The following is a 25,288-nucleotide window of genomic DNA, read 5'->3' on the forward strand; positions in this document are numbered from 1 at the left end:
AGGGTAAAAATGAGTACTTATTTAAAAAAAGGTGATTTCGAAGAAGTATTTAAAAAGAATATTAAGACTAACGTTTATTCATTATCTCTGAAAACACTCTTCAGTGAACGAAGAAATAAAAAAATTAATTTTAAGCCTTACTATCAAAGAAACTATGTTTGGGACAATAGTAAGGCGTCGTTCTTCATAGAAAGTATTTTATTAGGTACTGACGTCCCTCCCTTGATATTTTTTAATACAGGTAACACAATTGAGGTGATAGATGGGCGACAACGTTATGAAACCATTAGAAAGTTTAGAAATGGGGATCTAAAGCTTCACATCAAGGGTTTGACAAAATTGACCCAACTTCAAAATCAGACCTTTAGTAGACTAGATCCTGAAATTCAAGGGCTACTAGATGATGCCAAGATTCGAATATTCGAATTCGAAGTTTATAATGAGCCTAAATTGGATGCAGCACTTGAGGATAAAATTAAAAAAGAAATCTTCCGCAGATATAATTCTGGGATTACACCGTTAAATAGTGCGGAAATCGATAACGCTACTTATGATGAAGACACGATAACGTTAGCTATAAAGAAACATATAGCTGCAAACCCAGAAATAATTGAGGAAATCCATGATAATTTTATTGGGAAATCCTTTAAACAAGGAGACACATCGGGCTTTCTACAATTTATGCGAAAGTATCTAATTCTATCTTCATTTCCAATAAATACTTATGCTACAGGCAGTAATCGAACAGAGGTAACTGATTTATTGTACAAATTTAAATCAGAACATACTGAAGACCCCGAGAATGTTTCCAATAGTTTATTTAAAGTTCTAGACGACACTATGGATTTAATAAGGAGATTAAAAATTGAACCAAATAAATTAGTCAATGAAACCCTCTTGTGGGCCATGAATATTTTGACTGAAGAAGGATTGGATAAAGAGAGGCTGTTTGAACACCAAACAATCAGTTCGATAACAAACTTTCTTAAAATACACCATGCAGATTATCTTTCTGAAAACAGTCATCATTACCGCTCGATTATAAAAAGACACAAGTCAACTAGTGAGATGTTTGAACAAATTTTGGATTTTGATTTTTCTTTATATATCAGAGACGATGAATTTAAATATAAAGTAAAAGAAATGCGACAGAGTGAAAAAGAGGCAAAACTTAAACTCGGTGAGCTTTCGTCATTAAGAGTGCAAAAGCCAGAACCTTCCCTTATACCAATAGAAGAGATAATTGAAGAGCTAGGTAGCCATAAATATTTGCTAAGACCAAGCTATCAAAGATCCGAAAAGATAAATATTTTCAAAGCCTCCGCTATTATCGAAAGTATAATTCTTGGGATAAATTTACCACCGTTGTTTATCTTTAAAAGGAATCGACAAACAAAAGAAGTCATTGATGGTCAACAACGACTCTTATCAATATTAGGTTATGTCGGAAAAAGTTATCAAGATGAGAATGGAGAAATAGCCTACCCTAAGTGTCATAAATTTAAATTATCTAGATTAAAAATTCTCGATGAACTTAACGGAAAAAGATTTGAAGATTTAGAATTGTCTATTCAAGAGAAAATATTAGATTTTATGCTCAGTGTAATAGAGATAGACTCTGCACTTAACAAGGATTTTGATCCGGTAGACCTTTTCATCCGACTGAACAACAAGCCATATCCAATAAAGGAAAACTCATTTGAGATGTGGAATTCATTCATGGACCATGAAGTCATCCAGAATATAAAAAAGATTACAGACAAAAATATAGACTGGTTTTTTATAAAGATGAGAGGCAGCTCTGATCGAATGCTAAATGAAGAGCTAGTATGTTTACTAGCATATAATTTATACAATGCAAAGCATCGTACTAGTTTTACAAGCATAGGATTCTATTTAAGGGACAATAGAATCAATTGTCGAATTACTGATAAAAAAGATGCGTCTTCTTTACTTGAAAAGATGTCGTCAGATATTTTACTGAAAAATGACTTTTTGGAGTGCATCGCTGAAACTGAATCGATAATTGAATTGCTAAAATCAAAGCTTTCTCCTAGAGAGATGAAAGCTTCACTAAATAATTTGTTCAGTCGAGATTCAACAAAGAGATATTTAGTAGATTTTTATTTGCTCTTTCAGATTTTGCAACGACTTTCTGAAGCAAGACGACATGATATAAGTTACAAAGAACTTCATTTGAAATTAGCGACTTTACAGGAAAAGCTGAAGAGTCCTGATTTAAATCCTAAGGAAGGTTCACAGCAACTGTATTTTGAGAACTTATTAGAAAGAATAAGCATGTAACCCCTTAAGTTTCAGGCTAAGTAATGTACTTACTCAATCGAATTTTTTTAGAATTTCTCAATTGTGATAACGGCTATTTAAATAAACCTATGGCAGTTTACAGAAACTCCTAACTTCACTAAATACACAAATCGAAGGAATAAAATAAAAACTAAAAAAATTCCCAAGCAAATTACAAATTTTGATCAGAACAAAAATACAAATTTAAGCTAAACACATGAAAAATTAAAAATTCCCAAAGTTTGCTAATTTCCCAATTTAGTAAGAAATGATCAGTTTTTTATCAATTTCTTGAAAGCAGTTGTTGACATTTAGACGTCTATACGGCAAATTGAAGATAAGAAAGTACATAAATACTGTATAAATATAATGATAGTTAGTAAAACAACAATAATGATTAACGACATGATGATTACCACCTCTGAGGAGGGCGGTCGTTAACTTGTGTCGTAAGAGTTAACTGAAGCCCGCCTAGAGCGGGTTTTTTATTACCTATAATTTATATGCGCTTGTTTGATAATATATTTGTGACGGGAGTCAGTTCATGAAAGTCTTAAAATTTGGTGGGTCGTCCTTAGCGGATGCCAAGCGATATTTACGCGTACTAGATATCAGTTTAGATGCTCACCAAACAATGCAAAATGACACAAGCAAAGGCGCTGCAGTGGTTTTATCTGCCCCCAAAGGTGTGACCAATGCGTTATCACTATTATGTGAGCAGGCGTCTGAAGGTAAAGATTTTGGTGAATTGTTTGCAAAACTCGATATGACCTTACACGGTATTGCAAATGAACTTGAACAACATGTGCCTAACTTTGCTCATCTAATTGTGTCTGACATGATTACAGACAAATTAAAAACCCTTGAGCAACAACTTGAAGGCATAAAGTTACTCCAAACTTGTCCAGCCCAAGTAACGGCTAGTATATTAAGCATGGGCGAATATATATCAGTTAATATATTCAGTGCCATATTAACCGCAAAAAATATCACCAACACAATCATCGATCCTCTCGACTACATTGTTGCACAAGGAGACTACCTTGATAGCTTAGCTTTATTGTCTGTTTGTCGTGAACGCTTTAAAACCGTAAATTCAGATGGTAGTGAGCTACTTGTTATGCCCGGGTTTGTGGCAGTTAACGAATTAGGTGAAAAGGTGACGCTTGGCCGCAATGGCTCTGACTACTCAGCGGCGATTTTGGCAGCATGTATTAATGCAAGCTGTTGTGAAATATGGACTGACGTTGATGGTGTTTATAATGCTGATCCTAATCAAGTTGAAGGGGCAGTTTTACTTGATAAATTAACCTATCAAGAAGCGATGGAGCTATCGTACTTTGGCGCCAAGGTCTTACATCCAAAGACAATCGGGCCGATTGCTCAATTTGGTATTCCTTGCCTTATTCGTAATACATTGAATCCAGCAGCGCCTTAGCACGCTCATTAGTCATCAAGCTAGCGAAAAATGGACCAGCGTTAAAGGGATTTCCCACCTAGAAGATATTAGTATGTTTAATATCTCAGGCCCAGGCATGAAGGGTATGGTCGGCATGGCCAGTCGTATTTTTGACGTCATATCAAAAGGGAATATTTCGATTTCTTTGATTACACAAAGCTCCTCAGAATACAGTATCAGCTTTTGTATTGGACAACATGATGCAAAACGAGCATTAGAGCTGCTTGAAGATAATTTTGCATTAGAGCTCTCTAATCAACTACTTGAACCAATAGAAGTAAGAGAAGACTTAGCTATTGTCACCCTAGTGGGCGATGGAATGCGTCAATCTAGAGGAATGGCAGCAAAGTTCTTTAAAGCCTTAGCGCAAGCTAGAGTGAATAATGTCGCTATTGCTCAAGGTTCCTCAGAACGCTCAATCTCAACGGTGATAGAAAATAATAAAGCGAAAAAAGCGGTAAAAGTCATTCACCAAAACTTCTTTACTAATATGTTAAGTATCGATGCATTTTTGGTCGGCGTTGGTACGGTTGGAAAAGTGTTGTTGGCCCAAATACACCAGCAACAAGAAGCCTTGCTAGCGCGAAATATTAAGCTCAATGTATATGGGGTTGCCAATTCAAAGAAATGTGTACTTTCACCTATCGGCATTGATTTAACCGAGCCCCTTGATAGCCAACTTGAACAAGCACAAACTGTGTTTAGTGTAGATTTGATTGCTGATTTTGCTGCAGCAAATTCATTGACCAACCCAGTATTGATAGATTGCACAAGTAGCGAATTTATCTCAGGTTTGTATTTATCATTATTAGATGCAGGCTTTCATGTTGTCACGCCTAACAAAAAGGCGAACACAGACGTATTTGATTATTATAAGTCTTTGAAGCAATCTGCCTTAAACAACAACCGACAATACCTGTATGAAACGACTGTAGGCGCAGGTTTACCCGTCATTGATAATCTGCAGAAGTTAGTATTAGCAGGGGACCGACTAGACAAGTTTGAAGGTATTTTGTCAGGTTCGCTTTCGTTTGTGTTTGGCAAACTGGATGAGGGCTTGAGCTTATCTGAAGTCACCGAAATAGCTAAGCAAAACGGTTTTACAGAGCCTGATCCTCGTGATGATTTAAGTGGCATGGATGTGGCGCGTAAACTATTAATTATGGCAAGAGAGTCAGGCTTGTCACTTGAGTTAAGCGATATAGAAGTTGAATCAGTGTTACCTGATGATTTTGATGCCTCGGGCTCAATTGATGAGTTTATGCAAAACTTACCTAAACTGGACAAACATGTTGGATTGCTAGCTGATAAGGCCCGTGAAAATAACAAGGTATTGCGATATGTTGGTTCAATAGAAAGGGGTCAGTGTAAAGTAAGTATACAAGCAGTAGACCAATCACATCCTTTAGCGGCGGTCAAAGATGGAGAAAATGCATTAGCAATTCATAGTAAATACTACCAGCCAATTCCTTACGTTATAAGGGGGTACGGCGCTGGTGCAACGGTTACCGCGGCAGGCGTATTTGCTGATATACTTCGAACCTTACCCATTCAAACTGAATTCAACTAGGGTCAATAATGACAATAAATCAAGTACGCGCCTATGCGCCAGCTTCAATTGGCAATGTCAGTCTAGGCTTTGATGTATTAGGTGCGTGTCTTGCACCTATCAATGGCGAGCTACTTGGAGATTGGGTTGAAGTAAAAGATGCGGACCAATTTAAATTAAGTCAAGATGGACAATTTGCACATAAGCTGCCTGATGATCCTCACCAAAATATCGTGATGAGATGCTATGAAAGGTTCTACGCTGCCATGCAAGCAAAGGGGCAAACACTAGATAAGCTCTCGATTCACTTATCGAAGAATTTGCCAATTGGAAGCGGATTAGGTAGCAGTGCAAGCTCAATTGTTGCTGCGCTTTTTGCTTTAAATGAATATGCTGGTAATCGATTTGGCGAAGCCCCTTTAAGCAAAACGATTTGCTTCGCTTACAAGGTGAATTAGAAGGTCAAATTAGTGGCAGTATTCACTACGATAACGTAGCGCCTTGCTATTTAGGCGGTATAACTTTAATGACGGGGCAAACTACACCAGTGGCAGTTAATTTGCCCGTGTTTGAAAACTGGTATTGGGTGGTATGTTATTCTGGTTTGTCAGTATCTACCGCAGCGGCTAGAGAAATACTACCTAGTCATAACACCCTTGCCGATACACTTAGTTTTGGTCGGCAATTGGCTATTTTTATTCATGCACTACACGTTCAGGATGAGCAGTTAGCAGCAAGCGTAATGAATGACGTCATTGCTGAGCCCTATAGAAAAGCCTTGTTGCCTATGTTTGATGAAGCTCGAGATTTTGCTATGAATAATGGCGCCTTAAGTTTTGGCATATCAGGTTCGGGGCCAACCGTATTTGCTGCTACAAATAGCAAAAATCAAGCGATAAAGATTCAACAATGGCTTGATACGCATTATATTCAAAATGATGATGGCTTTAGCCATATCTGTAAAATTGATACCAAGGGTACACGAGTAGTATCCATATAAGACCTTAGGAAGAAGATAGTGGAATTAGTAAATTTAAAAGATGCCAGCGACACAGCCAGCTTTTGTAGCGCAGTTCAAAAAGGCCTTGGTAAAGGGCAAGGTCTTTATTTTCCCAATAAAATAACGCCATTAGAAGATATTGACGCACTTTTGGCATTACCTTTGGCCCAACGCAGCATCAAAATTTTGTCGCATTTGATTGGTGACGAACTTCCTTTAGAGACAATTAGTGACTTTGTTAATAAGGCCTTTACCTTTGACGCGCCACTAGTAAGGATTACCGATAATATATTTAACCTTGAGTTATTTCATGGACCGACTTTAGCGTTTAAAGACTTTGGTGGCCGTTTTATGGCAAATGCACTTGCACACATTAGCAATGGCAAGCCTGTGACTATTTTGACGGCCACCTCAGGCGATACCGGAGCCGCAGTAGCGCATGCCTTCCACGGTATTGCCAATATCAATGTGGTCATTTTATTTCCTAAGGGTAAAATCAGTCCATTGCAAGAAAAGCTATTTACAACATTGGGCGATAATATCCATGCTGTGGCGATTGAATCTGATTTTGATGCTTGCCAACAACTCGTAAAAACTGCGTTTGACGATCTTGAAGTAAGGGATGGTTTGCATCTTAACTCAGCTAACTCGATTAATATCAGTCGGTTAATGGCGCAGATTTGTTATTATTTTGAAGCAGTTTCTCAAGTACCAAAATCAAAACGCAAGAACACGGTGTTTTCTGTTCCAAGTGGAAACTTTGGTAATCTTACTGCTGGTATTATTGCTAAATTATTGGGTTTACCGATTAAACGCTTTATTGCAGCTACCAATAGTAACGATACGGTTCCTCGGTATCTACAAAGTGGTCAATGGTCGCCAAAAGACACCGTTGCTACCATTTCAAACGCTATGGATGTTAGTCAACCTAACAATTGGCCTCGTATTCAAGCAATGATAGACCAAGGCTGGTTTGATGGCAGTTTGTTAAGTGCCCAAGGCGTTGATGAGGAATGTACGCAGTTAGCAATGAGAAAATTAGCACAAATAGGGTATACCTCTGAACCTCACGCAGCAATCGCATATCAAGCCCTGAGCAAAAACATAGCAGATGATGAGCTAGGTATATTTTTGGGTACGGCGCACCCCGCTAAATTTAGGGAAGTGGTTGAAAATGTTTTAGGGCAAGCGATTAGTCTTCCTCAAGCATTGGCCGAGAGCTCTTCAAAGACCTCTTTGGCCTTAGAGCTTGAAAATGACTATGAAAAGCTTAAAGCGCACATGTTTAATGTGCTAGGCAACAAAGCATAATTTGGGAGCTGCAGTGATATGAGTGTTGATGCACTAACATGGCACACCGTGTTATCACAGGAAAAGCAGAAGCCTTATTTTCGTGAGTTGCTTGATTTTGTGTCACAAAGGCGAGACTTGGGTGTAAAAGTATACCCTACCTCAGATTTGGTGTTTAATGCTTTTAAATTGACACCTTTTGCCCAAGTGAAAATCGTTATTTTAGGGCAAGATCCCTATCATGGTCCTAAGCAAGCTCATGGCTTAAGTTTTTCTGTCCCAAAAGGGATAAATATCCCCCCTTCTTTACGCAATATCTACAAAGAACTAGCGCAAGACATCGAAAATTATACTATCCCAGATGATGGCGATTTGAGTCATTGGGCATCCCAAGGGGTACTGTTACTCAATACCGTTATGACGGTAGAAGATGGCCAAGCAAACGCCCATAAAGAAAAAGGTTGGGAGCAGTTTACAGATAAAGTCATTGAACAAATTAATACACATTTAGAAGGTGTTGTATTTATGTTGTGGGGTAAGCCTTCACAAAAAAAATCAGTATTAATTGATGAGACAAGGCATCATGTATTGAGGGCTCCACACCCTTCACCTCTATCGGCTTACAGAGGTTTTTTAGGTTGTGGTCATTTTAGTAAGGCGAACAGCTTGCTCAATGCTCAGCACAAGCAAGCTATAAGGTGGTGATGTTTATAAATTAAACGAGAAGGACTATCCAGCTCTTTCCAGTTCGTATTCCTATAGGTCATATCGATATCACAAAGTTCCTTTTTTAAATCGTATTTGTCTTTAATTGCCTCGATTTCACGCCATTTTCTTTTTTTGCTTTTTGTTTTTGCACCGCGGCTTTCGTTTTCAATAGTTTTCAGCATTTCTAATGAATCCATGACTTGCTCCTTCTTTAATGGAAAGGTGCAATCAAAACAGTGACATTTTATTAATATTGTTAATGCATCACTTCTTACACCTGTCTTAATTTGTACCACAGCAGTTGTGAAAATAAAACAACTAAGTTAAATATTTGTTAAATTAATTTTACAAAACTATGACAAACCAAGTCAGCAAAACAAAAAATATGTACAAATGCTTATTTTTGGGTAAAACGTTTTATCAGCGCTTGGGTAGATGCATCGCTTTGAGTAAGCTCTCGTTCACCATGAATCATTTCTAGTACTTGATTACCAAGCACCTTTCCAAGCTCAACACCCCATTGGTCAAATGAGTTGATGTTCCAAATACATCCCTGGACAAATACCTTTTGCTCATAAAGCGCAACTAATGAACCAAAGGTCTTTGGAGAGAGTTCGTCAAACAGTAAGGTGTTGCTTGGATTATTCCCCGGCATTGTTTTGTGTGCGGCCAGCTTTACCTTTTCTTCTTGATCTAAATCGCTAGTGGAAAGATCAGCCAAACATTCCTCAAAGCTTTTTCCTTGCATCAATGCTTGTGTTTGCCCAAAGCAATTTGATGCAAGCATATCGTGATGCAAAGCTTGTGAGCCTTGTAAGATAGGATCATCACTAGGTGCAACGTTTATTGGCAGCATAAAATCGCAAGGGATAGGTAAGTTACTTTGATGAATTAATTGATAAAAAGAGTGTTGTGCGTTTGTACCTTCTGCGCCCCAAATGACGGGACCTGCACCATGGTTAAGATTTTTTCCTGCTAGTGTCGTATTTTTTCCGTTACTTTCCATGTCCAGTTGTTGAACATAAGCGGGAAAGCCACGAAGATAGTGCGAGTAAGGTAACAATGCGTGGGTTTGTGAGCCCAAAAAGTTACGGTACCAAATGCCTAGCATTGCTAAAATAACAGGCATGTTTTGCGAAAAAGGGGCTTGCCTAAAATGGCAATCCATTTCATAAGCACCTTTGAGGATAGACTCAAAATGCTCAAAGCCTAGGCCCAGTGCAATAGGTAAGCCTATTGCCGACCATAAAGAATATCGTCCGCCTACCCAATCAGCCATTGGGAATATATTTTCAGCGGCCATCCCAAAATCCACAGCCGCGTCGACATTTGAAGATACAGCAACAAAGTGTTTAGCGATGTCTTTTTGGCTAGCTCCGCGCGATAAAAACCATTGTTTCGCGGTCAGTGTATTTTGTAATGTTTCTTGCGTGCTAAAGGACTTAGAGGACATCACAAACAGTGTATTTTGTGGATCGCACTTTGCTAGTACATCTCGAATATGGCAACCATCAACATTGGCAACAAAAACAAGATCTATATCTTTGTTTGCATACGGTTTGAGACTTTCATAAGCTATTTTAGGCCCTAAGAAAGAACCACCAATACCAATACTGACAATTTTGGTGATAGCTTGTCCGGAATATCCTTTATGCTCACCATTGTGAATGGCTTTGGTGAAGCGTTTCATTTTTTCTAATGTTGAAAATACCTCAGGCATAACGTCTTTGCCATTTTGATATACTGCTTGCCCAGAAAAATTGCGCAACGCTGTGTGCAAGACGGCTCGGTCTTCAGTGATGTTAATTTTTTCACCACTGAACATCGCATCTATCTTCTGTGCTAATCCACACTGCTGGGCTAGATCGAATAAATGATCTAATACCGCTTGGGTAACACGGTTTTTAGAATAATCTAAGAAAATGTTTGGTCCTTGCAAAGAATAGGTTTGCGCTCTTTGAGGATCAGACTCAAACATGTGCCGCATATGGTAGCGCTTTACTAGTGCGCCATGATGCTCTAGTGCTACCCAAGCTGGATATTGTTTGAGTCTATTTGACATTTTAAGCTCCTAATTGTTTGGCTAATAAAGCTTCAAGCTTGACTTGGTCTGCAGCAAAATTTCGAATGCCTTCACTTAGTTTTTCTGTTGCCATTGGGTCTTGATTCATTTGCCATCTAAATTGATTTTCGCTTAATGGTGATGGTTTATCGTTAGTACTGCCTGTATCCACAAGCTTTGCTACAAGTTCACCTTGTGTATTGGCAAGCTCATCTAGCAGTTGAGGACTAATTGTTAATCGATCGCAGCCTGCAAGCTCAATTATTTCTTGGGTATTTCTAAAGCTGGCGCCCATAACAACGGTGTTATAGCCATGTTCTTTGTAATATTGGTAGATGCTAGTAACAGAAATAACGCCTGGATCAAGGTGCGCAGTATAGTCTTGTTCTGGAGATTTTGCTTTGTACCAATCTAAAATACGACCAACAAAAGGCGAAATTAAAAAAACACCTGCTTCAGCGCAAGCTCGTGCTTGAGCAAAGCTAAACAGCAACGTAAGGTTACAGTTTATTCCTTCTTTTTCAAGCACTTCGGCGGCTTTAATGCCTTCCCATGTTGATGCGATTTTAATTAGAATTCTTGATTTATCGACACCAGCATTTGCGTACATTTTGATTAATCGATGGGCTTTGTCAATTGTTGCTTGAGTATTGAATGAAAGCCGAGCATCGACTTCTGTTGATATTCTTCCAGGAATAACAGCATTAATCTCTTTACCAATTAAGACACCAAGCATATCGCCAGCATCTATTATTTGCTGGTCAATATTGTCACTTTGTTGTTGAGCAAACTCGATACTTTGTTTGATTAAACTGTCATATTGAGGCATTGCTGCCGCTTTTAGCAACAATGAAGGATTTGTAGTCGCATCAACTGGCTGGTATTTTTTAATTGCTTCGATATCGCCTGTATCGGCAACAACAGTGGTAATGGATTTAAGTGAATCTAGCTGATTTGACATAGGTGCAGTGTGTCCTTTTTTAATAACTAAATAGTCGCGTAAAATATCTACACATTTTAAGCTACTTTGAATGCTAATAGCATAGCAATTTATTAGCTTAGCTGCCCATACTTAGTTAGTAAATTGCTTATTTTTTTCACTTAGCTAGCTTCATAAAATAATCATCACTTGTAATGGTCGCAAACACGCCCCATATCGTATAAAAAGCTGTTTATGAAAATAAAAAACAAAGCGTTATAGCTAAGGAAAATACATGTTAATTGTTGTCTCACCAGCGAAAAATTTAGATTTCAATTCTCCGTTACCTAGTGCTCTTGAAGACGATGATTTAGTTGGTACGGTCAATACTCAGCCTGCATTAATCGATAATGTCAAAGAGTTGCTGAAAACGTGCAAGCAACTGTCACCAGCGGATTTAGGGTCGATGATGAAAATTAGCGATAAGTTGGCAATATTGAACGCGGAGCGCTTTAGCAGTTTTCAGTTTCCTTTTACCCACGAAAATGCTCGACCTGCAATGTATGCATTTAATGGTGATGTTTATACAGGTTTAGACGCTAAGTCTCTTGATGCGCATCAAGTGACATTTGCCAATAAACACCTGCGGATCCTGTCAGGCTTGTATGGTGTGCTCAAGCCATTAGATTTAATGCAGGCTTATCGGCTTGAGATGGGTACAAAACTGCAAATATCTAAACACAGTAATCTTTATCAATACTGGGGAAACACCATCACCGATGAGATTAAGAAGGGGCTCCGCGAGCAGGGCGATGATGTATTAGTCAATTTAGCTTCAAATGAATACTTTTCATCAGTGAAATTATCAGCGCTTGATGCAAAAGTAATAACGCCAGTATTTAAAGATGAAAAGAACGGTAAATTTAAAATTATCAGTTTTTACGCAAAAAAAGCCAGAGGTCTGATGGCTCGATATATCATTGAAAATCAAATCACAAATATAGACGATTTAACACGTTTTGATACTGATGGTTATTATTATGATGCGGCTGAGTCAGATAACGAAAATATTGTCTTTAAGAGAAAAGAGCGCTAGTTTAGCGCTCTTTTATCCATTACATACAATATACTTACTTTCTCTCACTTACCGCAGGTTGTCCATATTTAGGTGAGTAAGGGCCGTACAACAAGCCATTGTGGATTTCAGACGACAATAAGCGATTTGTTGCGATGGCAGAGATATCAAAGCCTCTGTCACTTACGGTTTCTACAATTTGGTTAATGGCCGCTTCAATTAACATTCCTGCAAGCCCACCACCACTGTTACCTCGTGTCTCAGCACTTGAGGCACTTGCAGTATGTTGCCATAACAGATCGCCGCTTTTTAAATCAACCAGCCTTGCAGATACAGAGACAACTGTGTCGCTTGAAATAACAACATAACTTGTACCATAGTCCAATATATCGATGTATAGCGCTGTGTCCGCGCCATATATTTCATGTAGCTTTGCTAATGGAACTGCATGTATATCGCTTGCTTCTGTAAGGCCATTGCTTTTAAAAGTCTGATCAACTAACGCGACTGGAAACACATAAAAGCCTGATTCGGCAATAGGCGCTACTATTTGTGACATGACTCCGTAGGGTGCAATCACTTCAGTTGTTTGATTGATAGGTGGAAGGACTAAAACAGAGCGTGGGTCAGCATTACGAAACGCACTGTAATCGTGCCCTGGTGGAGTACTGACGCAGGCTGCACTAAGCAAAGCAAGCAGGATAATTACAACAGAATGTTTACATTTCATTATTGCTCTCCTTTCGCATTTGCAATCAAAAAGTCAATGTATTGCTCAGACTCAGGGAACAAGGCCTTTTCAAGCTCAAAATGAGTCATACCAAGATTAGCATTGCCCGCTTCAAAATATAACATGCCTAAGTGAGCATGTACGCCTCAGCGCAACTGGTTTTCCAGCATTAGCGGCTTGCTCAATAATCATCTCTAAGGATGCAACTTGTTGACTTGCAGAAGCTTCATCATTACTAAAATATTGATAAACTGAGCGTTGATAATCACCATAGTAGTATAATGGTTCAGTGGTTTTACATGCACTAACGCTACATAAGATGATCAGCAAAAGTGAGACATTTTTGACCATATTATTGAGGTGTGTATTTTTCATTAGTTGTTCCATGCGCCATTTTCCATACCAATCACTAGGTTATTGACAGCTTCTCTAACCGCTAAGTCAAGGACTTTGCCATTAAGAGTTGCGTCGTATCCAGCGGTACTACCAAAGCCAATAACCTCTCTTTCGGAAAGGCTGTATTCGCCAGCACCTAGTGACGAGAAGACAACTTCTGATGTTGTGACGTCCACAATATTAAGGGTGACTTTTGCATAAGCAATTTGAGACTTACCTTTTCCTAATAAGCCAAAAAGCTGTTTGTCGCCTACGTTTTTGCGACCAAACTCAGTGACATCCCCTGTGACAACATATTTGGCACCAGCGATATTTTGTGTGGCACCACTCAAACCTGCTTCACTTTGCAACATATCCATGTTGTCTCTATCTAGCACTGAAAAGCGATTTGTTTGTTGCAGATGGCTCATTAGCGTTGTTTTAGCTTGGCTACCAAGTCGGTCGGTACCATTTGAAAAGATACCATTTTGAAAATTTGAACGATTAGCAAACTTACCGACAGCAAGTTTACTTTTCTCACCGGTATAAGTGCTGTTGTATGTGTTGACTTTAGGTGTTTCGACAACACTAGAGCTAGTAGTTGTTGAACAGGCAGTCGTCAGCGCGACCACTGAAAATAATAAAACGATTGTTTGTTTTGAAGCATTCATAAGAAGATACCTATTTTGTAGACTAAAACAAAAATAGGGAATCAGTAGAAAGAAACACAAGGCAATAAACTAAGGCGTTAAATCCATTTACTGCTAACACAACCACATCCCTATTTGCTATTAATGTTATACAGCATTAGTAAATCTAAGTAAATCCTTAAGACTTAGTCTTCGACATACATTGTTTGATTAAAGCGAAGCTGCTCAGTGGTATTCCCTTGTTTAATATTAATGTCAAACCGTAACACTTCTTTATGAGAAAATTGGACAGTTGCAAGGTAGTATATCGCATCACCTTCATTCACTTGTGTAAACGTTAAGGGTCTTTCATTTCCCAATAGGTTGCGCGCAGTGCCACTTATCTCTGCTACTTGTGCTTCTTTTGAGCGACTATCTAATACTGATATATTAACTAGCGCATTTTTGGAGCTTCGAAGGATATTATTTGCGCGAGCTACTTCAGGTGTCAAAAAAGTAGTTGTTAATGCCATGTAATGCACATCCCAAGGGCCAAGTCGTTTTTTTTGCTCTGCGTGCACAACACCAGATAATGCGAGCATGATGAACAGTAAAGTGCCTATGAATTTTGAATACGAATTAGGGTTAAATAGTGCCACTGTTGCCTCCTATTAGTAATATGTTCTTCATACCATTTGGCTTAAGGAATGGTTCCAAATACATCACCAATTAATATGCGAAGAAACTGTAAAGCAATAATGGCAACCAATACAGATAAGTCTAACCCTCCCATTGGCGGCAGTATACGCCTTATGGGGGCCAATAGGGGTTCGGTTAATTGATGCATCACAAGCTCTATTGGATTGCTGCCTTGACTGACCCAACTTAAAATCGCGCGAATGATTAAAATCCAAAATAAGAGTTTGAGTGCTTCCGATAAAAGTGAGAAAAGCGATAAAGTTGCAATGCTTAGCACGCTCACGTTACCGCCTCCTAATACAAAAATTAAGGTTAAAAATTTTGCAACACAAATTACATAGGCGAATAGAAGTGTCGCCGTGTCTAAAGGACCAATTGATGGAATAGCTTTTCGTAATGGGCCTACAACAGGTTGCGTAGCCCTTACAATAAATTGACTAAAAGGATTATAAAAATCGGCTCTTACGAGTTGTAGCCAAAGGCGCAATATCACCACCATTAAATATAAGTTAAACAGTGTAGTGATTAAAAAATTAACTGAATTCATAAATAAGACTCTTTTTAAAACTGTTCAGACATTTGTTTGGCCCTAAGCACCGCAGCTTGCATGGCGCGGGCTAATGATTTTTCAATATCATCATTAATGAGGCTTTCAACGGCTTTGGCCGTTGTGCCGCCCTTTGATGTCACGTTATCGCGCAATTGTGCAAGGCTGATTTGTGGGTTTGCTTGCATGAGTGTAGCACTTCCTAGCATTGCTTGCTCAACAAGGTTTCTAGCATCATCTGATGTCAGCCCCATATCACTTGCAGCTTTTTGCATCGCCTCGGCAATTAAGAAAAAATAAGCAGGGCTTGAGCCTGCAGCCGCTATTACGGTATTAATGTCGTCTTCTTTATCGACAATCAGTGTTTTGCCAACACTAGACATTATTTTATCAACTTGCATGAGTGATGTTTGGTTAACAGTTGTTGATGCATATATCCCCGACATCCCTTGACCAATTGCTGAAGGGGTATTTGGCATAACGCGTACTATTTGCGCTTTGTTTATTTGGCATAAAAATTCGTCCATACGAGCACAGGTAACGCCCGCTGCAATCGACACAAACAATTTATTTTGCTGCTTAGTATGTATATCCTTGCACACTTGCTGCATCAACTGTGGCTTGACCGATAAAAAGACAATATCTGCAAAATCAACGGCCATTTGATTATCATTGGTATTCAGAATGCCAAGCCGATTTGATAGCTCATCTAGTTTAGGCTGGCTAGGATTACTGGCCATTATACTTTTGGGATCGTAACCTTGCTCCACCATACCTGAAATAATCGCATTGCTCATGTTTCCAGCACCAATAAAACTTATTTTGTATGGTGTTTCGCGTTTTTGATTCATATCGCCTTAACCTCGCTTACCAAAAATATCTGTTCCTACTCTTACTATGGTGGCGCCATAGCGTATTGCAAGTTCTAAGTCTTGACTCATCCCCATTGACAATGTATCGAAGCCGTCAAATTTCGTTTGACCCTCTTGAAAAAGGGCTTGCATCTTTGCAAAGCTATCGCTAAGTTCAGTATCACTTGTATTTGCTTTTGGTATAGTCATAAAACCACGGCACTTTATGTGAGTAATAGCTTGCATTTGTTCTGCTAAATCAAGTGCTTGTTCTGGTAATATACCCGATTTATTGGCATCCTTATCTATATTGACTTGGATACATATATTTAATGGAGATTGATGGGCAGAGCGCTGCTCGCTAAGGCGTTTAGCTATTTTAAGGCGATCAACACTGTGTATCCAATCAAAATACTGAGCAATAAATTTACTTTTGTTTGACTGTAATGGGCCGATAAAATGCCATGTCAGGAGTTTTGCGTCAGGACACTGTTGAATTTTATCAACAGCTTCTTGCACATAATTCTCGCCAAAGCTACGGTGTCCGCTATGATACGCTAACATAATATCGGATACTGGTTTGGTTTTACTTACTGCCAGTAAATTTATATCGTTAGGATCGCGATTGGCGTTTGCTGCTGCTTGGTGTATACGAGCCTGAACGTTAGCAAGATTTGTCGCTATACTTGTGTCGAGTGACGCCATTTTTAACCTTTTTTCTTTTGTTGGAGATATCATATTGGATATTAACGAATTATTAGCCTTTAGTGTTCAAAATAAAGCATCTGATTTGCATTTAAGCGCGGGGCTGCCACCTATCATCAGAGTGGATGGTGAAATGCGCCGATTGCAAGTGCCTGAACTGGATCATAAACAAGTGCATGCGCTTATTTATGATTTAATGAACGACAAGCAACGTAAAGAATACGAAGAAAACTTGGAAGTAGATTTCTCATTTAATGTCGAAGGTTTGTCTCGTTTTAGGGTCAATGCCTTTACTCAAAACCGAGGCGCTGCTGCTGTTTTACGTACTATTCCTAGCGAGATTCTTACGCTTGACCAGCTTGGTGCGCCAGACATCTTTAAAAAGATAATTAACCAACCTACCGGTATCATCTTGGTTACAGGGGCAACAGGTTCCGGTAAGTCAACCACCTTAGCTGCTATGATTGATTATATTAATAGCAACAAACGTGAACATATCTTAACGATTGAAGACCCAATAGAATTTGTCCATCAAAACAAACTTAGCGTGCTTAACCAACGTGAAGTGCATAGAGACACCCATAGTTTTAATAATGCGCTGCGCTCAGCCTTGCGTGAAGACCCCGATGTGATTCTAGTTGGTGAGTTACGTGATTTAGAAACCATACGCCTAGCAATATCAGCTGCCGAAACAGGACATTTGGTATTTGGAACTCTACACACCAACTCAGCACCAAAGACAATTGACCGTATTATTGATGTATTTCCAGCGGAAGAAAAGTCGATGGTTCGCTCGATGTTATCGGAATCCTTACGAGCAGTAATATCTCAGACGCTTCTTAAAAAAGTTGGTGGGGGTCGTGTTGCTGCACATGAAATAATGATGGGTATACCGGCTATTCGTAACTTGATACGTGAAGACAAAGTACCTCAAATGTACTCAGTGATTCAAACAGGTCAGCAGCATGGTATGCAGACCATGGATCAGTGTTTGCAAAAATTGGTGGCACAAGGTGTCATTTCTCATCAAGATGCCGCCGCTCAATCGACCGATAAGCCAAAAAGCTTATAGCGGAAATTTATGAACATATTATTGGCGAGGGTATAGCTTATGATGACATTAGACCAATGTTTATCAGACATGGTTGCACTAAATGCATCAGATTTGTTTGTGACGGTAGGGATGCCAGTTAGTGCAAAAATTCATGGTAGACTTGAGCCGCTGACGTCACTTAGGTTATCTGAACAAGATGCTTTGGATCTTGTCCTTGAGACAATGAATCCGGAGCAAAGACTTGAATTTGATGAAATCAAAGAGTGTAACTTTGCTATTGCTCGTGACCACATTGGGCGTTTTCGTTGTAGCGCTTTTTGGCAACGTGACCAAGCTGGTATGGTTATTCGCCGCATTGTGACCGAAATACCCAAAGCAGAGGAACTCGGTTTACCGCCTGTATTAAAAGAAATTATCATGACCAAAAAGGGTCTGGTTTTGTTTGTTGGCGGAACAGGCACAGGTAAATCCACATCACTTGCCGCCTTAATCGGTCATCGCAATCAACATTCAAAGGGGCATATATTAACGATAGAAGACCCCATTGAGTTTGTTCATGAGCACCAAAACTGTGTCGTTACACAAAGAGAAGTCGGTATTGATACCCATTCTTTTGATGAAGCTTTGAAAAGCTCTCTACGGCAAGCGCCGGATGTTATTTTAATTGGTGAAATTCGTTCAATGGAAACGATGGAATATGCGATGTCTTTTGCAGATACTGGACATCTATGTGTGGCAACACTGCACGCTAATAACGCCAATCAAGCCATTGAACGTATTATGCATTTGGCACCTAAAGAATCGCACGACAAGCTTCGTTTTGACTTAAGTTTAAATATAAGAGCAATTGTTGCCCAACAATTAGTACCTAATGCTGACGGCAACGGTCGTGTAGCGGCTATTGAGGTTTTGCTTAATAGCCCTTACGTCAGAGATTTGATTCAGCGTAACGAAATAGGGGCCTTAAAAGAAGCAATGATGAAAGGACGAGAGCAGGGCATGCAAACCTTTGATTACGCTTTGTTTGAATTATACCAAAACGGACAAATCACAAAAGAACAAGCGCTGCATCACGCAGACTCTCCAAATGATTTGCGCTTAATGATCAAACTTGGCAATGCAGATCAAGCTTCATCCTTAGGTTCATTATCAAACGTATCTATTGATTCTGATTTATAACACATGCCACGCGGGCTGTGACTAAATTTCAATTATGAATTTAGCACCGCCCATTTCGCTTTTCCCATCTATGCTCAAGGTACCTTTGTATGAGGTAATGATGTCATAGGCAACTGCTAATCCCAATCCTTGTCCCTCTTCATAGCTATCAGCTCGATATCCTCTTTGAATAATTTGTTGTGCATGTGCGTTTGTAACTCCATGGCCATCATCACAAACACAAATTTGTAAACGAGTAGAAGAAGGCCTATCAGGTGTTTGTTGGCGAGCAATTTGTAGTTTTACTTTTTGTTGGCATGCTTTAAATGCGTTGTCTAGTATGTTCCCTAATATTTCGTAGGCATCTGTTTGTGCGCCGTAAAATAAGGTTTTATCTTCACATATAAATTCTACCTTGATTTGTTTATGGGCATATAGCTTTTGCAAACCATCTAAGGTGTTTTGCGCGATATCTTTAATATCGCAACCAGTTTGCCAACTCGTCTCACCTCCACTTGCGCGCTTTAATTGGTGGGTCACTATGCTATTTATTTTGTTAAGCTCATTGTGAATCGTCTGTGAGCTCTTCGTTTGATTTAGTGCGATAGCTAATGGTGTTTTTATACTATGAGCTAAGTCAGAAAGTGTATTTTTATAGCGTGTACGTTGTTGTGCTTCAGTTGTGATTAATCGATTTAAATTATTATTAAGCGCGCTCAATTCTTTTGGGTATGAAGTAGAAATTTCTTTGCTTATGCCTTTTTCTATATTTTGTATTTCATTACCCAATCTTTTTAAAGGACGCTCAAACCATATTGCCCACAATATTTGAGAACTAAGAAGTACGATAGCGATAATACCTAACCACCACCAGAGTGTTTGTTCAAATTCAGCGATTTTTGCATTTACATCCTCTTTTGATTTAATGAGGTGAAAATACAGGGGAATAATCTGGCCTTGTTGCTCATATTCTACATTTATTTGCCAATTAAAGTGGGCCTTGTGACCAATAAGCATGCTGGTAAACGCTGCTTCACCCACTTTGCTTGTTGGCCATTCAATACTATCTGCGGTGACGATAAATGAATCTGAACGCCATAAAATGCTTAAAGTTTTGTTATCAGTTTGTAGTGAATTTATGTCATACCCTCTAATAACTGCATAGAACCCAGAATTGGGTATATCAAAACTAGGACCATCAAGTTTGATTTTGCCTGTTGCCAGCGCTCCATCGACGATATCGCTAAGTGCAAGTAAGTTATAACTGTATGCCTCTAGTGTTTGTTGCTCACTAAGGATTGCTTGTTTAGAAAAAGCATTGCTTAAGCCAAAACTAAGGGCGGGTAGCACCAACAAGGCAATCCCCATATTATAAATAATGAGACGCCAGCGAAAACTGAGCTGTTGAAATGCTACTAATCGATTCTTCATACGCTCAATTTATATCCTTGTCCGCGCACAGTTTTGATGTATCGGTCACTTTGACTAGGACTCAGTTTCTGACGTAGTCGTTTGACAAATACTTCAATAACATTAGAGTCGCGGTCAAAGTCTTGCTCGTATAGATGTTCAGTTAACACTGTTTTGGTAATAACTTTGTTTGGGTACCGTGCTAGGTATTCGAGTAACTTGTATTCGTATGCCGTTAACTGAATCTCGTTATCTTCAACACTAACCTGTGCGGCATTAGTATCGATGCGTAAATCGTCAAAACGCAATATTGGATTAGCTTGACCGACTCGACGACGGATAAGTGCCTTAACACGTGCTAATAACTCTTCATGTTGAAAGGGTTTGGTTAAATAGTCATCCGCGCCAGTGTTTAAACCAGTGACTTTATCCTGCCAATGCCCTCTGGCGGTTAAGATTAAAATGGGGAAATCAATAGATTCTCTGACTTGTTTAATTAAATCAAGCCCATCTAGTTTAGGTAAGCCCAAGTCGACTATGGCAATGTCATAGTCAGTCTCTTGAGCAAGATATAGGGCTTCTTGCCCATCAAAACAGCTATCTACTGCGAAACCTGCATTATTTAAAAAAGCCTTTATTTGAGCGTTTAAGCTAGGTTCATCTTCTACTACCAAGACACGCATTTTTTTACTCTTTTTTCATTCTACCGTTTTGGGCATTGACGATGACCTTTATGACTCTACCCTTTTTGGTAACTAGTTTAATCCGATAATAGATTTGGCGTTTGCTGGTAAACTGAGACGCATTTAATACCTTGCTAGGGTATTTTGCTTGCACCAATACAATGGCTTCATTTAGCGAAAGATCAGCGTTTTGCGCATTGGCATAGCCAGTATTTGTTATAAATAGCGTTATAACAATGAGTACTAGGCTTATATGAGCATATTTAAAATAATTCAACACGCCTTCCTTAAAAAATGGCTATTACTTAATGTAGTTCTCATTAAACACAAAAATACAAAAAATTAACAGCCTACAATGATAATGGGTGACTTAATGCCACCCTCGTTTTATCTTTATAAATTTACCAGGATGGTAATGTGTGCGCGTCTTATATACTTCGCCTCTGAATCGATACTTTACTTTATAAGCAACAATGCTTGGCTCATAGTGATATCCTTGGCACGTTCTGCTGTGTTTTTTGTTTCGTTTATTACCTTGTCTATGACGTTTATGCTGATGTGAATTTGATTCAGCAGCCGCGACAGCTCCTATAATCCCTCCGCTAATGGTGGCTATTTTTCTACCATCACCAGAACCAAATTGATTGCCAATTGCTGCTCCAACCGCGGCACCTGCAATAGGTGAGATATAATGACCATTATGTGAATACTGGTCAAAGTGCCCATTGCAGCGGCCACGATGTTCAACTCTGACGTGTTCGTAAATAGGTTTGACACTAATTACTCTTGCTTTTTTGTAGTGCGCTGTATGATGCCTTTTGTCGTGCTTGTAGTGTCTATCATGCTTATGATGAGCTGTTGCTAGTGATACGCCTGTTAAACCGAATAACAAAAAACCAATCACTATTTGTCTATACGCTGTATTTATTTTCATTTGTTCTCTCCAAGTCAACCCAAGTGTTAACGTCAAATGCAGTATAAAAAAACGAAGCTGAACGCTAGCTGAATAAAAAGAATAAATTATGTAGTGGATTTAGACGATTGGTATTAAATTATTGAAAATATATTCAAATAAACTTGTTCTTTTAAAGGGACATCTAATTTGAGTATTTAAAATGACTATTATAAAAACCTTATCTTTCACTACTATTTTAACGCTGTTATGTATATTGACGCCATTGACAAGCCATGCCAATACTACAAATTCTACCAGTGCAATTGCTGTTGATTTGTTGATTGGTTCTGACGACATCACAGGTTTAAGGTTGGCATACCGTCCATATATTAGTGAGTTAAATAATGTTCCTTACTTTGACACCTTAGAAATTTATTGGGAAGCAAGTGTTAATTTTTGGGAATACGGCGCCCAAAACCAGCGAGATACTAATTTTGTTCTAGCCTTGTCACCTGTCGTCAAAAAAACCTTCTACCATATAAATGATAAATACCCACTAAAATGGGAATTCGGTATTGGCATTTCACTAGTAAATGACACTCGGTTTGCTGGCAAAGACATCGGGTCCCATTATCAATTTGAAGATCGGCTTGGTCTAAGTGCTGAATTTGGGGATGACCTACAACAGTCGTTTTCAGTTCGCTATATGCACTACAGTAACGGTGGCCTTAATAGCAAAAACCCTGGTGTTGACTTTCTCAACTTTTCTTATGCCCATAAATTCTGATTAATTTTATGTTATGTTGTTATAAAGGTTCGACTCATCCGGTCCTTTTAAAAAAGGCAATATATGAAAAAATTTTATAGTGATTATAACCAGATAAAAGTAAGGCAGGTTCATACTATTTTGACAGAATCGGGTATACCTTGTTTTGTCAAAAATGAACTGTTACAAGGCGCTGTTGGCGAAATTCCCGCGCAAGATGCATTGCCAGAGGTTTGGCTACACGACGAAAGTTGGCTTCCTAAAGCGACATTATTGTTAACTCAGTTAGAAAATGATTTGAAGCTTGATGCTCAGTCGAGTTGGATTTGCTCAAACTGTGAAGAAGAAAATGAAGGACAATTTTTAATGTGTTGGTCGTGTCAAACAGCGAAAGCCAGTTAATCGAGTAACCAGCTTTCGTATATGAGGCAGGCTGAAACACTGTCAACTTTGTCTTTGCTTAGCTTTTTATAACCACCCAACTCAAATAATTTGGCTTTAGCATCTACTGTTGATAGTCGCTCATCGTGCAGCTTTACATCAAGGTTAAACTTATGGCGCAACCGGTTTGCAAAGCGTTTTACATTTGCGGTGATTGGCTGTTCAGTACCATCCATATTAAGTGGCAGACCAACAAGCATGTCATGGGGGCGCCATTCATTGATAATGTTAGCGACTTCATCCCAGTTTGGAATGCCGTCTTTGGCTTTTAATGCACTTAAAGGTGACGCTGTACCCGTGATCGATTGCCCGACTGCGACACCAATACTTTTCATACCAAAATCAAAGCTCAGAGTAATTTGCCTACTGTGAGATGACATGGCTATGCCGTACCTGCTTGCTGACTAAGTTGCCAAATATCGACACCAAGTTTATTTAATGCACACTGCCATTTTTGTTTTAATGGCATGCCGAATAAAATGTCACGATCAACATCGATCGTCAGCCAGCTATTTTCTTGTATCTCTTGTTCTAACTGTCCAGGCTCCCAACCAGCATAACCAAGGGCAATCAACACATCTTTAGGGCCTTGATTAGTCGCGATACTGCTTAGTACATCCTTTGAAGTTGTTAACATCAGATTATCATTAATACTCACTGAAGACTTATAGCTGATTTCGCTGGAGTGCAGCACAAATCCTCGGTCGGTATATACCGGACCTCCACATACGACTATTTCATTTGCTCTGCTATCTGCAATTACTTCATCTTTATGGGTTTGTTTGATCAATTCGCGATAGGTCATCGTTGAAGGTTGATTAATCACAACCCCCATTGCGCCATCTTCATTATGCTCTACGATTAAAGTGACTGAACGAGAGAAGTAACGGTCTTGCAACGAGGGCATTGCTACTAAAAAGTGATTTTGCAAACTGTTGATTGTTTTAATAGCGCCCATGACTATTGAAGCCTTTTTTCTATCGCATCAAATAACTTTGCGCAAATATTGATAGGGTAGGCGGCTTCAATTTCTCTTACGCAAGTTGGACTAGTTATATTAATCTCGGTTACTTTGTTGCCGATCATATCAAGTCCTACAAAAAGGATCCCTTTTGCAGGCATGTCATTAGCAATTGCTTGTGCGACTTTATAATTTTCTTCGCTAACACTCTGTGCTAACCCTGTGCCACCAGCGGCAAGATTGCCTCGTGTTTCAGTTCCGCTAGGTAATCTTGCAAGACAGTAAGGCATGACTTCACCGTCCACAAGCAGTATTCGCTTATCGCCATCTTTAATTTCAGGCATATACGCTTGTACCATGGCGTGTTCAGTTTCGTTCTGCGTAATTATTTCGCTTATTACACCTAAATTTAAGGCATCTGCTTTGACTCTAAAAATACTTGTTCCACCCATACCATCAAGTGGTTTAACAATAATGTCCTGATGTTTTGCATGAAAATCTTTAATTTGATTTTTGCTGCTTGTCACAAGAGTGGGGGGATGAATTGTGGATATAAAGATGTAAATAGTTTTTCATTAAAGTCTCGTAAGGCCTGTGGGTCATTAACCACCAATGTACCTTGCGCCTTTGCAAGTGAAAATATTTGCGTGGCATAAATAAATTGGCTATCGACAGGAGGGTCCTTACGCATCATTAGGACATTTAGGGTACTTAGCGCAATATCTTCTTCATTTACCACTTTGTAGTAGTTAGTTTGATCTTCTTTTACGGATATTTGCGTAACGCGCGCACGTGCTTCACCATTGTTGATATAAAGATCATTAATTTGCATGTAAAATAAGGTATAACCGCGACGCTGAGCTTCTAGTAGCATTGCAAAACTAGTATCTTTTTTGATATTGATAGATTCGATCGGATCCATCACCACGCCTAGCTTTATCGACATATTAGACTTACCGTGATTTTAAATTCGTTAATCATAAGTGTGTGGGCTTTTGGCTTAAAAGCAAGTCTAATT

The 25,288-nt window shown here is 39.0% G+C and carries 24 protein-coding genes and 4 pseudogenes; 10 read left to right on the forward strand and 18 right to left on the reverse strand.

Going from position 1 to position 25,288, the window contains the following annotated elements; genetic code table 11:
- Positions 1-9: 9 nt before the first annotated feature.
- From ACZ1G6_RS03070 to ung, 5 genes and pseudogenes are all read left to right on the forward strand, one after another.
- Entirely contained in the window at positions 10-2,304 is a 2,295-nt protein-coding gene (locus ACZ1G6_RS03070) for a GmrSD restriction endonuclease domain-containing protein (RefSeq protein WP_472618012.1), read from the forward strand.
- A gap of 544 nt (positions 2,305-2,848) precedes the next feature.
- A pseudogene (gene thrA, locus ACZ1G6_RS03075) lies at positions 2,849-5,333 on the forward strand (bifunctional aspartate kinase/homoserine dehydrogenase I).
- A gap of 8 nt (positions 5,334-5,341) precedes the next feature.
- Positions 5,342-6,312 (forward strand): annotated as a pseudogene (thrB, locus tag ACZ1G6_RS03080) (homoserine kinase).
- Between the two features lie 18 nt (positions 6,313-6,330).
- A complete protein-coding gene (thrC, locus tag ACZ1G6_RS03085) occupies positions 6,331-7,623 on the forward strand; it encodes a threonine synthase (protein WP_472618013.1) in 1,293 nt (430 codons plus the stop codon).
- 18 nt (positions 7,624-7,641) lie between these two features.
- On the forward strand, positions 7,642-8,307 hold the full coding sequence (gene ung / locus ACZ1G6_RS03090; RefSeq protein ID WP_472618014.1) for a uracil-DNA glycosylase: 666 nt from the start codon (positions 7,642-7,644) through the stop codon (positions 8,305-8,307).
- 53 nt (positions 8,308-8,360) lie between these two features.
- On the opposite strand, the pseudogene ACZ1G6_RS03095 reads toward ung, so the two are convergent.
- From ACZ1G6_RS03095 to tal, 3 genes and pseudogenes are all read right to left on the reverse strand, one after another.
- A pseudogene (locus ACZ1G6_RS03095) lies at positions 8,361-8,507 on the reverse strand (DUF3545 family protein); the annotation flags it as partial.
- A gap of 200 nt (positions 8,508-8,707) precedes the next feature.
- On the reverse strand, positions 8,708-10,372 hold the full coding sequence (gene pgi, locus ACZ1G6_RS03100; protein WP_472618015.1) for a glucose-6-phosphate isomerase: 1,665 nt from the start codon (positions 10,370-10,372) through the stop codon (positions 8,708-8,710).
- A gap of 1 nt (position 10,373) precedes the next feature.
- Positions 10,374-11,333, reverse strand: coding sequence for a transaldolase (gene tal, locus ACZ1G6_RS03105; RefSeq protein ID WP_472618016.1), 960 nt, complete (start codon positions 11,331-11,333; stop codon positions 10,374-10,376).
- Between the two features lie 253 nt (positions 11,334-11,586).
- Between tal and yaaA the strand changes: the two genes are divergently transcribed.
- Positions 11,587-12,387 (forward strand): peroxide stress protein YaaA, encoded by an 801-nt coding sequence (gene yaaA, locus ACZ1G6_RS03110; protein ID WP_472618017.1) that lies wholly within the window; start codon positions 11,587-11,589, stop codon positions 12,385-12,387.
- A gap of 34 nt (positions 12,388-12,421) precedes the next feature.
- On the opposite strand, the gene ACZ1G6_RS03115 is transcribed toward yaaA, so the two are convergent.
- The 8 genes from ACZ1G6_RS03115 to ACZ1G6_RS03150 form a co-directional block, all read right to left on the reverse strand.
- Positions 12,422-13,096: a DUF799 domain-containing protein gene (locus ACZ1G6_RS03115; RefSeq protein ID WP_472618018.1), complete on the reverse strand. Its 675-nt coding sequence runs from the start codon at positions 13,094-13,096 to the stop codon at positions 12,422-12,424.
- Positions 13,096-13,221 carry a hypothetical protein gene (locus ACZ1G6_RS03120; RefSeq protein ID WP_472618019.1) on the reverse strand — a complete coding sequence of 42 codons (126 nt, stop codon included), beginning with the start codon at positions 13,219-13,221 and terminating at the stop codon, positions 13,096-13,098. The genes ACZ1G6_RS03115 and ACZ1G6_RS03120 overlap by 1 nt, the downstream gene beginning before the upstream one ends.
- Positions 13,208-13,471, reverse strand: coding sequence for a DUF4810 domain-containing protein (locus tag ACZ1G6_RS03125; RefSeq protein WP_472618020.1), 264 nt, complete (start codon positions 13,469-13,471; stop codon positions 13,208-13,210). The genes ACZ1G6_RS03120 and ACZ1G6_RS03125 overlap by 14 nt, the downstream gene beginning before the upstream one ends.
- Complete coding sequence (locus ACZ1G6_RS03130; protein WP_472618021.1) at positions 13,471-14,142, reverse strand: CsgG/HfaB family protein; 672 nt, start codon at positions 14,140-14,142, stop codon at positions 13,471-13,473. Before ACZ1G6_RS03130 ends, ACZ1G6_RS03125 begins: the two co-directional genes overlap by 1 nt.
- A gap of 164 nt (positions 14,143-14,306) precedes the next feature.
- Positions 14,307-14,759 carry a DUF4426 domain-containing protein gene (locus ACZ1G6_RS03135; RefSeq protein ID WP_472618022.1) on the reverse strand — a complete coding sequence of 151 codons (453 nt, stop codon included), beginning with the start codon at positions 14,757-14,759 and terminating at the stop codon, positions 14,307-14,309.
- A 41-nt stretch (positions 14,760-14,800) separates the two neighbouring features.
- Positions 14,801-15,346: a YggT family protein gene (locus tag ACZ1G6_RS03140; RefSeq protein WP_472618023.1), complete on the reverse strand. Its 546-nt coding sequence runs from the start codon at positions 15,344-15,346 to the stop codon at positions 14,801-14,803.
- A 14-nt stretch (positions 15,347-15,360) separates the two neighbouring features.
- The gene (proC, locus tag ACZ1G6_RS03145; protein WP_472618024.1) at positions 15,361-16,197 is read right to left on the reverse strand and encodes a pyrroline-5-carboxylate reductase; all 837 of its coding nucleotides are present in this window, start codon (positions 16,195-16,197) and stop codon (positions 15,361-15,363) included.
- Between the two features lie 6 nt (positions 16,198-16,203).
- The gene (locus ACZ1G6_RS03150) at positions 16,204-16,902 is read right to left on the reverse strand and encodes a YggS family pyridoxal phosphate-dependent enzyme (RefSeq protein WP_472618025.1); all 699 of its coding nucleotides are present in this window, start codon (positions 16,900-16,902) and stop codon (positions 16,204-16,206) included.
- Positions 16,903-16,936: 34 nt separating this feature from the next.
- Here ACZ1G6_RS03150 and ACZ1G6_RS03155 point away from each other — a divergent pair, with 34 nt between their 5' ends.
- A complete protein-coding gene (locus ACZ1G6_RS03155) occupies positions 16,937-17,974 on the forward strand; it encodes a type IV pilus twitching motility protein PilT (protein ID WP_472618026.1) in 1,038 nt (345 codons plus the stop codon).
- A 39-nt stretch (positions 17,975-18,013) separates the two neighbouring features.
- On the forward strand, positions 18,014-19,135 hold the full coding sequence (locus ACZ1G6_RS03160; protein ID WP_472618027.1) for a PilT/PilU family type 4a pilus ATPase: 1,122 nt from the start codon (positions 18,014-18,016) through the stop codon (positions 19,133-19,135).
- A gap of 21 nt (positions 19,136-19,156) precedes the next feature.
- On the opposite strand, the gene ACZ1G6_RS03165 is transcribed toward ACZ1G6_RS03160, so the two are convergent.
- The 4 genes from ACZ1G6_RS03165 to ACZ1G6_RS03180 form a co-directional block, all read right to left on the reverse strand.
- Positions 19,157-20,545, reverse strand: coding sequence for an ATP-binding protein (locus tag ACZ1G6_RS03165; protein WP_472618028.1), 1,389 nt, complete (start codon positions 20,543-20,545; stop codon positions 19,157-19,159).
- Positions 20,542-21,207, reverse strand: coding sequence for a response regulator transcription factor (locus tag ACZ1G6_RS03170; protein ID WP_472618029.1), 666 nt, complete (start codon positions 21,205-21,207; stop codon positions 20,542-20,544). Before ACZ1G6_RS03170 ends, ACZ1G6_RS03165 begins: the two co-directional genes overlap by 4 nt.
- A gap of 4 nt (positions 21,208-21,211) precedes the next feature.
- On the reverse strand, positions 21,212-21,484 hold the full coding sequence (locus tag ACZ1G6_RS03175) for a PepSY domain-containing protein (protein WP_472618030.1): 273 nt from the start codon (positions 21,482-21,484) through the stop codon (positions 21,212-21,214).
- Positions 21,485-21,577: 93 nt separating this feature from the next.
- Positions 21,578-22,141: a glycine zipper 2TM domain-containing protein gene (locus ACZ1G6_RS03180; RefSeq protein ID WP_472618031.1), complete on the reverse strand. Its 564-nt coding sequence runs from the start codon at positions 22,139-22,141 to the stop codon at positions 21,578-21,580.
- Between the two features lie 181 nt (positions 22,142-22,322).
- Here ACZ1G6_RS03180 and ACZ1G6_RS03185 point away from each other — a divergent pair, with 181 nt between their 5' ends.
- Together ACZ1G6_RS03185 and ACZ1G6_RS03190 are read left to right on the forward strand one after the other, a co-directional pair.
- Positions 22,323-22,889 (forward strand): acyloxyacyl hydrolase, encoded by a 567-nt coding sequence (locus ACZ1G6_RS03185; protein WP_472618032.1) that lies wholly within the window; start codon positions 22,323-22,325, stop codon positions 22,887-22,889.
- Between the two features lie 63 nt (positions 22,890-22,952).
- Complete coding sequence (locus tag ACZ1G6_RS03190; RefSeq protein WP_472618033.1) at positions 22,953-23,270, forward strand: putative signal transducing protein; 318 nt, start codon at positions 22,953-22,955, stop codon at positions 23,268-23,270.
- Here the strand turns inward: ACZ1G6_RS03190 and ruvX are convergent.
- The 3 genes and pseudogenes from ruvX to gshB form a co-directional block, all read right to left on the reverse strand.
- Positions 23,267-23,689: a Holliday junction resolvase RuvX gene (gene ruvX, locus ACZ1G6_RS03195; RefSeq protein WP_472618034.1), complete on the reverse strand. Its 423-nt coding sequence runs from the start codon at positions 23,687-23,689 to the stop codon at positions 23,267-23,269. The genes ACZ1G6_RS03190 and ruvX overlap by 4 nt on opposite strands.
- A gap of 2 nt (positions 23,690-23,691) precedes the next feature.
- Positions 23,692-24,267, reverse strand: a complete 576-nt coding sequence (locus tag ACZ1G6_RS03200; protein ID WP_472618035.1) for a YqgE/AlgH family protein — start codon at positions 24,265-24,267, stop codon at positions 23,692-23,694.
- A gap of 2 nt (positions 24,268-24,269) precedes the next feature.
- Positions 24,270-25,216 (reverse strand): annotated as a pseudogene (gene gshB, locus ACZ1G6_RS03205) (glutathione synthase).
- Between the last annotated feature and the right edge of the window lie 72 nt (positions 25,217-25,288).

The sequence above is a fragment of the Glaciecola sp. HA4-3 genome, assembly GCF_055693685.1.

Coding starts and splice junctions, on each gene's coding strand:
- ACZ1G6_RS03170 (WP_472618029.1), bottom strand. CDS start 21,207: ATGCGTGTCTTGGTAGTAGAAGATGAACCTAGCTTAAACGCTCAAATA.
- ACZ1G6_RS03150 (WP_472618025.1), bottom strand. CDS start 16,902: ATGGCGTCACTCGACACAAGTATAGCGACAAATCTTGCTAACGTTCAG.
- proC (WP_472618024.1), bottom strand. CDS start 16,197: ATGAATCAAAAACGCGAAACACCATACAAAATAAGTTTTATTGGTGCT.
- ruvX (WP_472618034.1), bottom strand. CDS start 23,689: ATGTCATCTCACAGTAGGCAAATTACTCTGAGCTTTGATTTTGGTATG.
- ACZ1G6_RS03190 (WP_472618033.1), top strand. CDS start 22,953: ATGAAAAAATTTTATAGTGATTATAACCAGATAAAAGTAAGGCAGGTT.
- ACZ1G6_RS03180 (WP_472618031.1), bottom strand. CDS start 22,141: ATGAAAATAAATACAGCGTATAGACAAATAGTGATTGGTTTTTTGTTA.
- ACZ1G6_RS03070 (WP_472618012.1), top strand. CDS start 10: ATGAGTACTTATTTAAAAAAAGGTGATTTCGAAGAAGTATTTAAAAAG.
- ACZ1G6_RS03125 (WP_472618020.1), bottom strand. CDS start 13,471: ATGAAAAATACACACCTCAATAATATGGTCAAAAATGTCTCACTTTTG.
- ACZ1G6_RS03165 (WP_472618028.1), bottom strand. CDS start 20,545: ATGAAGAATCGATTAGTAGCATTTCAACAGCTCAGTTTTCGCTGGCGT.
- ACZ1G6_RS03140 (WP_472618023.1), bottom strand. CDS start 15,346: ATGAATTCAGTTAATTTTTTAATCACTACACTGTTTAACTTATATTTA.
- ung (WP_472618014.1), top strand. CDS start 7,642: ATGAGTGTTGATGCACTAACATGGCACACCGTGTTATCACAGGAAAAG.
- ACZ1G6_RS03160 (WP_472618027.1), top strand. CDS start 18,014: ATGATGACATTAGACCAATGTTTATCAGACATGGTTGCACTAAATGCA.
- ACZ1G6_RS03185 (WP_472618032.1), top strand. CDS start 22,323: ATGACTATTATAAAAACCTTATCTTTCACTACTATTTTAACGCTGTTA.
- ACZ1G6_RS03130 (WP_472618021.1), bottom strand. CDS start 14,142: ATGAATGCTTCAAAACAAACAATCGTTTTATTATTTTCAGTGGTCGCG.
- tal (WP_472618016.1), bottom strand. CDS start 11,333: ATGTCAAATCAGCTAGATTCACTTAAATCCATTACCACTGTTGTTGCC.
- ACZ1G6_RS03200 (WP_472618035.1), bottom strand. CDS start 24,267: ATGGGCGCTATTAAAACAATCAACAGTTTGCAAAATCACTTTTTAGTA.
- ACZ1G6_RS03120 (WP_472618019.1), bottom strand. CDS start 13,221: ATGTTATATTTTGAAGCGGGCAATGCTAATCTTGGTATGACTCATTTT.
- pgi (WP_472618015.1), bottom strand. CDS start 10,372: ATGTCAAATAGACTCAAACAATATCCAGCTTGGGTAGCACTAGAGCAT.
- ACZ1G6_RS03115 (WP_472618018.1), bottom strand. CDS start 13,096: ATGAAATGTAAACATTCTGTTGTAATTATCCTGCTTGCTTTGCTTAGT.
- yaaA (WP_472618017.1), top strand. CDS start 11,587: ATGTTAATTGTTGTCTCACCAGCGAAAAATTTAGATTTCAATTCTCCG.